Here is an 11534-nt window from a genome sequence, read left to right as displayed (position 1 = left end):
TTGACCGATGGACGATTGGAACCAAGCGTCAAAGCGTGGCGTCCAGCCAGCCCCGCAAGGCATTGGATATTCGTATGGCGCGAGCACCAAGCAAGTCTTGACGAGTAATGCGGGCCTCTTTCACCATGGCGGTATCGAGCAGCGCCTGGCGCTGCACCCCCGGCAGCAAACCTGACGTCAGTGGAGGCGTCAGCCAGCCCATATCGACATCCAGAACGTAAATATTGCTGCGGCTACCTTCGCAGACTTCATCATCATGATTGCAAAACACCACGTCGAAATATTCGGGATGCTGTTCCAGCCAGCTTGGCACATGGTCATACCAAGGGCGATAGGTGGTCTTGTGCTGCAACCAGAGGCGATCGGCTTGCAAAGGGTCGTTGCTGATATGGAGTCGCACCACGTGCGGTGTGGCCGGCAAGGGATCGCACGCGATTGAATAAGCCCCATCCTTGCTTAGCAATAGCCGCAAGCGGTAAGCGGTGTCGGCATCGAGTTGTCCGATATGTTGCTCGACAGCACGCATCAACGCATCACCGGGCCAAACGTAATCCAGCGCTATGCAGGAATGCTGCAGACGTCGCCAGTGGCCCGCCAGCAACGGAGCGCTGCGACCACGATCGACGCGTATGGTTTCTATCAATTGAACAGTCGATTCCGGCATTTGATCTGCAGCAAAAATGGTTTCAGATAGCGTCGGTGGCGGCCGCGATGCGCGTGGAGCGATCACGATACCAGTTGACGGCAATCGCGCCAATCAACAACAGTCCCAGATAACCAAGCAGCGGGTAAACCGTGCCGACCAGCGTGGTGAAACCGACAAAGCTCAGAAACACGCCGATGCTGCATGAGAGTAAGCTGAAAATGCGAAAACGTGAAGTTTCGGGGCGCGAAAACCGCGCACTGAAGGCAAAGAACATACCAACGGCGGTACTGTAAATCATGCAAGTAATCGAAAACGTCATGACAGCACCCAACACCGGCGACAGACGGCTTGCCAGCATCAACGTGGGTAGTTCTGCGCCTTGGAGCTGATTGAGATTCGAGAACAAACTGACATTGAGCAGCAAGATCAGCAGACCCAGACCGATTCCCCCCAGGATGCCGCCCAGCGATGTGGTTTTACTGTCTTTGCTGCGCCCCGAAATCACCGACAGCATGGGAAACCCGACGGCGATATTGAAGGAGGCGTACAGTACCGCTCCTAGAGCCCAATGCGGAGCGACGGTTTCTTGTGCCGCGCTAAGGATAATCAGTTCGTCCATATCCGCATTGCTGGTGAGCAAGGCATAGCCCGTAATGATAAGTACCAAAGCCATTAGCAGAGGGGTGGCCAGACTTACCAGGTCGATGATGCGCTTAACATTGAGACATAGTGTCAAGACGACCAGCGCAGTCATGAACAAACTTCCCACTACAGGTGAGAGGCCGAACTGCTGTTTGAACAACGCCCCGGTACCCGCGAGCATGGCCACACCGACGCCAAAAAGAAAGAAGGTAAGCAAGAGGTCCATGACAGCGCCCAAACGCTCGCCAAAAAGAACCCGCAGAACTTCTTTATGCGACTTTGCCTGCAGCCTGGTACCTAGCCGAGCAATTTGCCAACCCAGAAAGGCGAATAAAAATCCGGCTACCAAAGTACCGGCAATACTGGCAACGCCATACCCAGTAAAAAACTGAAAAATTTCCTGGCCAGAAGCGAAACCCCCGCCAATGATCACACCCATGTAGGCAAACGCCAGCTGTATCGCGTATCTGTTCATATCGTCGTCTAAAGTCACGGATTCTGAAAAAACAATTGTACATGCCGCCCTCGTTACGTCCGGTCAATAAAGGGTGCTCAGCACCTGCCTTCAGCTGCCTGACGGCATCTGTTAGGCGGATAAGCACTCGCCCCGTATAATCAGGCATGACCCTATTTTTTCTCAGGACCGCATCCTTGCATCTGAAACCTTTCCTGCCATCGTCCGGCTGTACCAAGTTCGACGGCCAGCGCCGGGCAGTTGCATGAAGGTGCCCAAAAGGCTGGTTCCGCTTGTTGAAGAAGGCTTGATTGACGAAGTCATCAGTCAACTGATGAGCGGTAAGGAAGCGACCGTGTATGTCGTGCGTTGCGGCGACTTCACTCGCTGTGCAAAGGTGTACAAAGACGCCAAGCAGCGCAGCTTCCGGCAGGCGGCTTCATACCGTGACGGCCGCAAAGTACAGAATAGCCGGCAGGCACGGGCGATGGAAAAAGGAACCCGTTACGGACGCCAGATGCAGGAAGAGCTGTGGCAAAGCGCCGAGGTCGATGCCCTATTCAGGCTTGCCAATGCAGGCGTGCGCGTGCCCCAGCCTTATATATGCACCGATGGCGTCTTGCTGATGGAACTGGTCATTGACGATATTGGCAATGTCGCGCCTCGACTTAACGATGTCGAAATGGATGAAGCGCGTGCGCTCGAGCTGCACTCTCTGATCATCAAAGAAGTCGTACGCATGCTTTGTGCTGGCGTCATTCATGGTGATCTATCCGAATACAACATCTTGCTGGCCGCCGACGGTCCCGTCATTATCGATTTGCCGCAGGCCGTCGATGCCGCAGGCAATAGCGAAGCGGCAGCAATGCTGGAACGCGATGTCGAAAATCTTGCCACCTTTTTCGCTCAGTCAGCACCGCAACTGCTAACTACAAGCTACGGCAAAGAGATCTGGTCTCTCTTCGAAGCGGGTGAACTGAATATCGACACGGTGCTCACCGGCGAGGTGGAAGTCGACACCCGGCCAGTAGACCTCGAATCCCTGCTTGACGACCTCGAGGACGCGCGATTTGAAGAAGAGGCGCGAATACGGTACGAACAGCAGTTGCGCGGCGCCGCCTGAATCACTACGCCATTCAGACGGCACCCGCCAATCTACTGCGAGCGCGCCACTGAGCTCCAATGCAGGGCGAGGTCGAATAATAGAAACAAGACAAGGCTAATGCCCATCAACGGCAGAAACCAGCCAATCGCCACCGCGGACACCAGAATTCCCGCCAGACCAACGGGTGGAACCTTGCGCAGCAATCGAAATAAGGTGTCGTGTGAACCCGGTCCGGTATTACGGGCCGGCCGTCGATGCCACCACATTACGTAGCCCCATATCACCATAGTCACCAACCCGCTGGCAAAGAAAATCAGCGCCAGCTGATTGGGCACACCAAAAAGCGCCCCCATGTGTGCGTCGATACCCCACCGGGTCAGTTTAGCGGCCAAGGGGAAATCTGAAAATCGAGTCTGATCGACAATCGCCATGTTGCGAGGATCAATGGCGACGGCATCGACCTGTGTTGGCCAACTGCGGTCAATTTCGGTCACAGTCCATGCTTTGTCTGGCTTGGCAGGTGGCCGTATCTCGACTTTACCGGCGTCGATCCCGGCTGCACGGGCCGCGGCAAGCATGGCATCAAACATCGCCGGCTCACCGTTAATGGGCGCTGGCCCAGACTGCATCTTGTGATGTGCATGCTCATCGGTGGCAACGGCCCGGACGGCATCAAGGTTTGTCGATACTGTCGGAGTTCCCCACCCGTAATAGGCGCGTAACGTTGATATATTGGCGCCGGCCCATTGCGACCACGTCAGCCCGGTCACCGAGAAAAACAAAACACCTATCAACAGAAAAAGTCCGAACGTGCGATGCCAACGGCGCACTCGGTGCCGGGCTGCGGCAGGGTTAACCGGCGCAGCGCCCCGTTGGCTGCGCCATCTTGCCAGCCAAAGGGCAAATCCACCTAACGCAGCGATCCACAACCAAGATGCTGCCAGCTCGCTGTATAGCCTGCCAATATCGCCAAGATGCAATCCGCGGTGCAGTAAGTCTATCCAGGCGCGTACTGGCAATACACCGCTGGTACCGTATACACCCAGGTCGCCCCGGACTTCAGCCGTCACCGGGTCGACAAAGATGGCCCGGTTTTCCGACGGCCCCATACCGGGCTCGATAAACATCACTCGCGTCGTCGTACCGGCCTCGGGTGCGGGCCTTACAGCAAAAAGTCTCGCATCGCCATTGACCGCGCTTTGGGCGGCAATAATCTGATCGGCAAGCGTGCCCGGCGCACCGGTGCTGGGCGTGTAGAGCTCATGCTGGTATACCGCGTCCTCGATCTGTGGGGTCAAGGCGTACAACACACCGCTTAGTGCGGCGATGAGCAAGAATGGGCCAACAAGAAGGCCTACATAGAAATGCAATCTTGTCAGCAAGGGAAGCAGCCATCGCTGCCTACGTGGCTGTGCATCGGACTGCGTTGCCTGTACCGCCTCGGACGAGTTTGAAGTAATGAAAGAATTGTTCGGCATAGATCACCTGTAGGGTTCAGGAATTCCATGGCGACGCAAACACCCCTTTCAACCCGTGGGCCAGAAATTGGCTTGCAATATGTAATTGTGTCGTTGTGAATGCTCACGTGCCACGTGGATAAACGGCGTTATGAGCAAAGAACGGTGGGGCACGTGACAGTGCATTAGGGAATATGGCTTTAATCGGACGACCATTTCGGGTGCCTGCGCGCAGCGGGTGCGTCGTGAAAACAGCACCATCCAAAACACAACAGCTAAAGCCGGCCAAAGCAGGCAATTTGCCAGTAAGCGTGCAATAGCCACATTCGGCCAACCTGTGATCGGAATGCTCTGCGGGAATGGGTCGCTGATCCGGAGAGTCAAGTGCCCCCGCGGCACGTGCATGGAGAGGGTAACGCCCGGAGGTATGCTCCGGCCGATGAGACTGGTTGTGGTCGTCAATGCGCGATATGTCGGACATCGGCGCACGATTCACCGCCAGCGACTGCGAGATCACTGGAGCAATGAGAATCAGCAGCATGGCGAACAACGCCAGCCATGCCGAGAGATGTCGACTACGATTACCAGCCAAATCGCGCTCCAGCGTATGCAAGCAATGCAGAAGCCATGCTACTTCGGCGAATCATAAAAGGTCAACGGATTACATGTGCCAAATGGCTAGTTGACGGCCGATCAACCAGTGAACGGCGAATTCCGTGCCTTACGGCGGACTATGCACGAGTTATGCTCAGACTTATTCACAGAGACTGTGGATAAGTCGACTACCGAGCGGGCTTCTTAAAGTTGTCGGCTACCCAAGCAGCAGCGCTATCTACGTTCAGCCTGAAATTCGGCGATATATCGACCTGCGCAATTTGCTCTCCTTGCACGTCCCAGGCGCTTAGTACTGCGGATGGGTTATCGTCGTCGGGAACAATATCGAGCTTGATCGTCAGCCGGCCTGCCGGAGAGCTGACTTTTACGCTTTTGTGAAGCAACGCATGTAATTGCTGCTCGTGGCGCATCAAGACCTCGGTGGCTGTCTTGACCAATGTGTAAAACGCAGAAGTATCGAGGGGCTTGGGGTTTTTTTTATCGCGCCCCATGGTCCAGGGGCCAACCAACGCAGGCTCGTCTTCTCCGTCCTTGATCATTTCGACCGCCCAGCCGTCGTCATCCTCGTTCTTGATAACGCGGGCGGTCCAGCCATCATCCTGCCAGAACCGCGGCTCCTGCGTCTTTACATCAAGATCGACTTCATCGTCGAGCTCATCTGAGGCGGGAAGTGGCATATCGTTCACTGTTTCATTGCTCCGTTAAATAGATGGTCAGGCCTTAAGAGGCCTATTGTGCCAGCACCCACTGTACCGCTTCGTTTGCCGCAGCCATGCCCATGGCGGCCGTTACCGTGACGACCGAGCCATAGCCGGCACAGGAAAGGCCCTGCAGGGTTTCGGACTGGACCGCCAGTTGTGGGGATTGCGCGGAATCGGGTGGCAGCGTATCGGCTTGCCGCCATTGGGCCGGTAATAATACAGGCTGGTCGAACCACAAAGCCCGCACGCCCATTTTGGGCACGCGCTTGAGCACCTTGCCAGCACGATCCGATGCCTTGGGATAGCGGTGCTGTCGGCGCAAGGTGTTTCGCAGCTTCGACAGCAAGGCGTCATTCACCGCAAGCGATAAATCGCCGGCCCGCAAACTGAGCGGATCGGTCTTGCCACCGGCGCCGCCGCAGACGACGACGGGAAGCTTGCGATCACGCGCTTCCAGAATCATGGCAATCTTGGCTTGCGCCTGGTCCGTGCAATCGATGATCAGGCTGGTATCGGAGGCAAACATTTCGGACACATTTTGTGGACTGACAAAGTCATCGAGCATGCGGACCTGGCACTCGGGATTGATACCGTGCACGCGTTGAGCCATCGCAACCACTTTTGACTGCCCTAGAGTAGCGGTTAGGGCATGTAACTGACGATTGATGTTCGACTCAGCAATATGATCAAGGTCGATCAAAGTTATGGCGCCGATGCCGCAGCGGGCCAACGCTTCCGCACACCATGAACCCACACCGCCTATTCCAGCCACAACGATATGCGCGGTACGCAATCGGTTAAGGCTGTCCGGGCCGTACAGTCGGTCGACGCCTCCAAAACGGCGTTCAGTATCAAGTTGACAGGTATCGGGCATAGCGCAGCACAAGTATTCAGAAGAAAGGGATTGAACGGTATCACGTCCATGATAAGGCTTGGCAACGACGAGTGATTTAAAATACCCACATTGCCTGTCCGATAAATTGTATTAGCCGGAAGCCTGTGACCCCGATCTTTACACCCGACCCTCATCCTGCTGCCGCGCCCAACAGCTTTCGCCTGTTGACAGAAGCCGAGCGCCACGCATCTATGCTGGATGCACTGGCAGGCTGGGAAGCCGATGAAGATGTCTGGGTATATGGCTATGGTTCTCTTATCTGGCGGCCGGAGTTCGACTTTGCTGAACAACGTCCGGCCTTGCTTCATGGCTATCATCGGGCCTTATGTCTATGGTCCAGGGTAAATCGGGGCACACCAGACCAGCCCGGGCTGGTGTTCGGACTGGATATTGGCGGTTCCTGCCGGGGCATGGCGTACCGGATTTCCGCGAGCGACGTTCCGACCACCATGGAGGCGTTGTGGCGCAGGGAAATGCCCAGTGGTGCCTACATACCCCGATGGCTGACCTGCCGCACCCAACATGGGGTGATCAGTGCCCTTGCTTTCACCATGAACCGCAATACCGACGCTTACGTGCGAGACCTGCCCACCGAACAACTTATCAGCATTGTTTGTAATGCACACGGCACTTACGGCCCATGCATCGAATACGTCCTTGAAACCGCCCAGGCACTGACGGAATCAAACATTCAAGACAAGCGTCTTCAGGCATTGGTTCGTGAATTACGAAACTCGATTGCCAGCGATGCCGAGTAAAACCGCTTAAAACAGGCTTTTGCACAGAGGCACCCAGGGATGCGCAATGCAGACTCCGGTAAACTACTAATCTGTCACTTTTTTGCGTCGCTACCATGTCTGTTGCCGATATCCGTCAGAAGTACGAAAAATTCGAGTTGCTCGAGGCGTCTTTGGCCGCCACTCCGCTTGAACAGTTCACTCTGTGGTTTAACGAAGCATTACATGCACAGGTACCTGAACCCAATGCCATGACGCTCGCAACGACCGGCCCGACGGGGCGGCCTTCTGCGCGCATCGTGCTGCTAAAAGGATTCGACGAACGTGGCTTTGTGTTCTTTACCAACTACGCGTCCCGCAAAGGTAGCGAATTGGCGGCCAACCCTTATGCCAGCCTCTTGTTCTTCTGGCCCGCGCTGGAACGTCAGGTACGTCTTGAAGGGATCATAGAAAAAGTGTCCGCCGCTGAATCTGACGAATACTATTACAGCAGGCCGCTGGGCTCGCGTATAGGTGCCTGGGTGTCGCCGCAAAGCCAGCCCATTTCCCGCGCTGAACTCGAGGCACGTACTCTTGAGTTGACCGAGTCCCTGGGTGTATCACCGGCCCGCCCGGAACATTGGGGCGGATACCGGCTCAAGCCTGACTATATCGAATTCTGGCAAGGACGCCCCTCACGCCTGCATGATCGGCTGGTGTTCAAGCGCGAGATCGACGGACCCTGGTCGAGCCTGCGCCTGGCGCCTTGATCCCGGCATCGAACTACTTAGCCATGACTGCAACGCCCCCCGATTTTGATGCTGATTTCTTCCGCTCGGCCCTGGGCCGTTTCGCTACGGGAGTGGCGATCATTACGACCGAGAACTGTACTGATCGCAGCCCTGTCGGCCTGACGATCAGTTCATTCAATTCCGTCTCGCTGGAGCCGCCCCTGGTGCTCTGGAGCTTATCCAAAGCAGCGTCATCGCTGCGCCACTTTCAGCACGCCGAACGGTACGTGATCCATATCCTGGCCGCATCTCAGTTGCATTTAGCAAAGCGATTCGCTTCGGGCGCCCAAGACAAGCGCTTTGAAGGCTTGCCTCTGACCCGTGCTCCGGGAGGCACGCTGATGCTCAATGATCCGGAATGCGCAGCCTGGTTTGAATGCCACAATATGCAGCATCACGAAGCGGGCGACCATTTGATCTTTATTGGACAAGTAGAACGCTGTCAGCGCAGTTTCGCTCAACCGCTGGTTTATCATGCTGGCGACTTTGATCTGACCCCCTCTACCGAGCCTTTGTCGAACGATTAAGAAAAAAGGTAAGGGCAAACACTTTATGCAGGACACTCTATGGCTGCAGATATAGACTGCGTCGTCTTGGGAGCCGGCGTCGTCGGCCTGGCCGTGGCGCGCGAGCTAGCCCTCGCAGGTCGCGAAGTATTGGTGGTGGAAGCAAGCGAGGCAATCGGTACGGGAACCAGTTCGCGCAATTCCGAGGTGATACACGCCGGCATTTACTATCCGCAAAATAGTCTGAAGGCAAGACTATGCGTTGAGGGAAAACAGTTACTGTACGAATACTGCAGCGAGCGCGGCATACCCCATAAGCGCCTGGGCAAGCTGATTGTGGCAGCAAGTCCAGAGCAAAGCGCCCAGCTGGAACAAATAGCGCAGCGGGCACGGTTGAATGGCGTTGACGACCTATACCGCATCAGCGGAGCAGAAGCACGCCAGCTAGAGCCTGCTCTGGTATGCGACGCGGCTCTGGTATCGCCTTCCACCGGAATCATCGACAGCCATGCCTTGATGCTCTCACTTCAGGGCGACGCCGAGAACCATGGCGCGCAATGCGTGTTTCACACGCGATTTAGTCAGGGCGAGGTGCTTGAAACAGGCGAATTTCTACTGCAGTTCGAGGGCGATGAGCCGATGGAACTGACCGCTAACTGCGTTATCAATGCGACGGGATTATCAGCCCCCTCGGTAGCCCGCAAGCTGCGCGGTCAGCCGGCCGAACATATACCGCAAGCCTATTTTTGCAAGGGCAGCTATTTCACTCTGTCGGGACGTTCGCCTTTCAGTCGACTGATTTACCCCATGCCTGACAGCGCTGGCCTAGGCGTCCACCTGACTCTGGATTTAGGCGGTCAAGCGAAATTTGGCCCTGACACAGAATGGATAGACCGCGAGGACTACACCCTGGACGCCAGCCGTGCGGACTCGTTTTATGACGCCGTGCGCCGCTACTGGCCTGCCCTGCCCGATGGCGCCCTTAACCCGGGTTATACCGGCATACGGCCCAAGATTGTGGGCCCCGGCTCCCCCGCTGCCGATTTCGTGATTGCAGGGCCGGCCACCCATGGGATTGCGGGGCTGGTCAATCTGTTCGGCATCGAGTCCCCCGGACTCACGGCCTGCCTGGCCCTTGCCCGAACGACACACAATGCCCTTGCACAACCTCCTCACCTGACCTGACCTGACCTTTGAAGATGAACGATTACATTCTTACCCTTTCTTGTCCTGACCGCATCGGAATTGTGCACGGTGTCTCAGGATGGCTGTTGACTCACCATGGCAACATCATTGACGCCCAACAATTCGGCGATCTTGGCACTGAACGCTTTTTTCTCCGGGTGCATTTTCACCTGCCAATACCCGCCGACGTCGCTGACCTGGAACGCTCATTCGCCCCGGTTGCAGAGAAGTTTGATATGCAGGCGCAAATCTACGACGCCCATCGCAAGGCGCGTTTGCTGATTCTGGTCAGCCGACAAGGTCATTGTCTGAATGATTTGCTGTTTCGCACGCACAGCGGGCAATTGCCGGTGGAGATTGCAGGGATTGTATCCAACCATAATGACTTTGCAGCGATGGCGGCATCGTATGGGATCCCGTTTCATTATTTACCGGTGACGCCGGAGACTCGTGATTCGCAGGAGCAGCAGATTCTGAATATCGTTGAGCGTGAAGAGATCGATTTGGTGGTTCTGGCGCGCTATATGCAGATTCTGTCGAATGGTCTGTGCCGGGCGCTATCAGGCCGGGCCATCAATATTCACCATAGTTTTCTGCCAAGCTTCAAGGGTGCCCGTCCGTATCATCAGGCGCATGACCGGGGTGTAAAAATTATCGGGGCGACGGCGCATTATGTAACGGCGGATCTGGACGAGGGCCCGATCATCGAGCAAGATATCGAGCGCGTCGATCACGCGATGAGTGCGTACGATTTGACGCAAGTCGGCAGCGATGTGGAGTCCCTGGTGCTGTCACGAGCTGTACGTTCGCATGTGGAGCATCGGATTTTGCTGAATGGTCAGCGGACGGTGGTGTTTCGGTAAGGGGTGGTTTTTTTGGAGTTGGCTGTTCTTGCGACGGGCGGTATTTCTTAAGTCGGGACATTATTCTTCGGACGAATCGTCGTTTCTTAAGTCGGCTCGTTCGTTCTTCAGACAGATCGTCGTTTCTTAAGTCGGCTCGTTCGTTCTTCAGACAGATCGTCGTTTCTTAAGTCGGCTCGTTCGTTCTTCAGACAGATCGTCGTTTCTTAAGTCGGTGCAGCGGGTCGCGGGAGGCTGGGCGAAAGATCGCTGCGGTCCAGCTTCGCTGGACTGCCCGGCCCACCGCTCTGGATCGGGGCGGGGCCGAACTCGCCCTCGCCAGGCCTGGGGCCTGTGCTTCGGCTCAGACAGGCGGCCCCTTTTCTCCCCGATCCAGAGCGGTGGGCCGGCTTGCTCAAACTTTCGTCCCAGCCTCCCGCGACCCGCTGCACCTTGGGATTAGATTTGATTGGACCGATCTTCGTCTTGTGGCTAGGTTAGCGCTGCGTTGGGCTACGCTCGAGTCTAGTGTGCCTATGTATTCTGGCTCGCAGGCGATATTGCGATGTTGGAATGTTGCGATGTTCGCTCGCTGGCAATAAGGCGACGTAGCAATGAGGCCAACCATGGCTCGGTATGGCTACAATTTCCCGAAGCTACGGCCATGAAGTACGTTGCTACGCAGCCAGCGTATCGGCCAACCTCACCAAATATCTATTGCCCCGCAGCAAGCTTAGCTGCCAGCGCTTCCAGATACCGATCGCCCCGCCAATACGTGCATCGATGCAATTCCATGTTCTTGAGCCGTCGTGCCTGGGGCTGGGTAAGCGATTTTTTCGCCCGCCGCATTACCGGGCCATTGCGGGGAGACAAGGCCGCGCTGTCCGAGCGGCAGGCTGGCTGACAGTCTGGGAGACTGTCAGCGCCGCGAGTTCGCGGACGCCCCGCAATGGCCCGGTAATGCGGGCAGCGCTGGCGA

13 protein-coding genes are annotated in these 11534 nt (G+C 56.2%); 7 read left to right on the top strand and 6 right to left on the bottom strand.

The features are described from left to right. Positions 1–28: 28 nt before the first annotated feature. Positions 29–664, bottom strand: coding sequence for an aminotransferase class IV (locus tag EKL30_RS18335; protein WP_126708698.1), 636 nt, complete (start codon positions 662–664; stop codon positions 29–31). Between the two features lie 22 nt (positions 665–686). After that, complete coding sequence (locus tag EKL30_RS18330) at positions 687–1763, bottom strand: hypothetical protein (RefSeq protein WP_126708697.1); 1077 nt, start codon at positions 1761–1763, stop codon at positions 687–689. A 244-nt stretch (positions 1764–2007) separates the two neighbouring features. On the opposite strand from EKL30_RS18330, the gene EKL30_RS18325 reads away from it, so the two are divergent. After that, complete coding sequence (locus EKL30_RS18325) at positions 2008–2865, top strand: PA4780 family RIO1-like protein kinase (RefSeq protein ID WP_126708696.1); 858 nt, start codon at positions 2008–2010, stop codon at positions 2863–2865. Positions 2866–2897: 32 nt separating this feature from the next. Here EKL30_RS18325 and EKL30_RS18320 read toward each other — a convergent pair whose 3' ends face one another. From EKL30_RS18320 to EKL30_RS18305, 4 genes are all read right to left on the bottom strand, one after another. Further along, the gene (locus EKL30_RS18320; RefSeq protein ID WP_126708695.1) at positions 2898–4325 is read right to left on the bottom strand and encodes a PepSY domain-containing protein; all 1428 of its coding nucleotides are present in this window, start codon (positions 4323–4325) and stop codon (positions 2898–2900) included. Between the two features lie 103 nt (positions 4326–4428). After that, positions 4429–4896 (bottom strand): DUF2946 domain-containing protein, encoded by a 468-nt coding sequence (locus EKL30_RS18315; protein WP_126708694.1) that lies wholly within the window; start codon positions 4894–4896, stop codon positions 4429–4431. 190 nt (positions 4897–5086) lie between these two features. After that, positions 5087–5605 carry a hypothetical protein gene (locus EKL30_RS18310; protein WP_199748608.1) on the bottom strand — a complete coding sequence of 173 codons (519 nt, stop codon included), beginning with the start codon at positions 5603–5605 and terminating at the stop codon, positions 5087–5089. A gap of 43 nt (positions 5606–5648) precedes the next feature. After that, entirely contained in the window at positions 5649–6494 is an 846-nt protein-coding gene (locus EKL30_RS18305; RefSeq protein WP_126708692.1) for a ThiF family adenylyltransferase, read from the bottom strand. A 125-nt stretch (positions 6495–6619) separates the two neighbouring features. Between EKL30_RS18305 and EKL30_RS18300 the strand changes: the two genes are divergently transcribed. The 6 genes from EKL30_RS18300 to EKL30_RS19275 all read left to right on the top strand — a co-directional run. Then, a complete protein-coding gene (locus EKL30_RS18300) occupies positions 6620–7273 on the top strand; it encodes a gamma-glutamylcyclotransferase (RefSeq protein WP_233583267.1) in 654 nt (217 codons plus the stop codon). Between the two features lie 95 nt (positions 7274–7368). Further along, positions 7369–8001: a pyridoxamine 5'-phosphate oxidase gene (gene pdxH / locus EKL30_RS18295; RefSeq protein WP_126708691.1), complete on the top strand. Its 633-nt coding sequence runs from the start codon at positions 7369–7371 to the stop codon at positions 7999–8001. A 23-nt stretch (positions 8002–8024) separates the two neighbouring features. Beyond that, positions 8025–8549, top strand: a complete 525-nt coding sequence (locus EKL30_RS18290; protein ID WP_126708690.1) for a flavin reductase family protein — start codon at positions 8025–8027, stop codon at positions 8547–8549. 39 nt (positions 8550–8588) lie between these two features. Then, positions 8589–9713, top strand: coding sequence for an NAD(P)/FAD-dependent oxidoreductase (locus EKL30_RS18285; protein WP_126708689.1), 1125 nt, complete (start codon positions 8589–8591; stop codon positions 9711–9713). Between the two features lie 8 nt (positions 9714–9721). Next, on the top strand, positions 9722–10576 hold the full coding sequence (gene purU, locus EKL30_RS18280; RefSeq protein ID WP_126708688.1) for a formyltetrahydrofolate deformylase: 855 nt from the start codon (positions 9722–9724) through the stop codon (positions 10574–10576). A 615-nt stretch (positions 10577–11191) separates the two neighbouring features. Further along, the coding region (locus tag EKL30_RS19275) for a hypothetical protein (RefSeq protein WP_233583260.1) at positions 11192–11534 on the top strand (343 nt) is incomplete at its 3' end.

The organism is Candidimonas sp. SYP-B2681, assembly GCF_003971065.1.
Taxonomy (GTDB): Bacteria; Pseudomonadota; Gammaproteobacteria; order Burkholderiales; family Burkholderiaceae_B; genus Pollutimonas.
The sequence above is the reverse complement of the archived record's forward strand: the minus strand, read 5'-3'. Positions and strand labels throughout refer to the sequence as shown.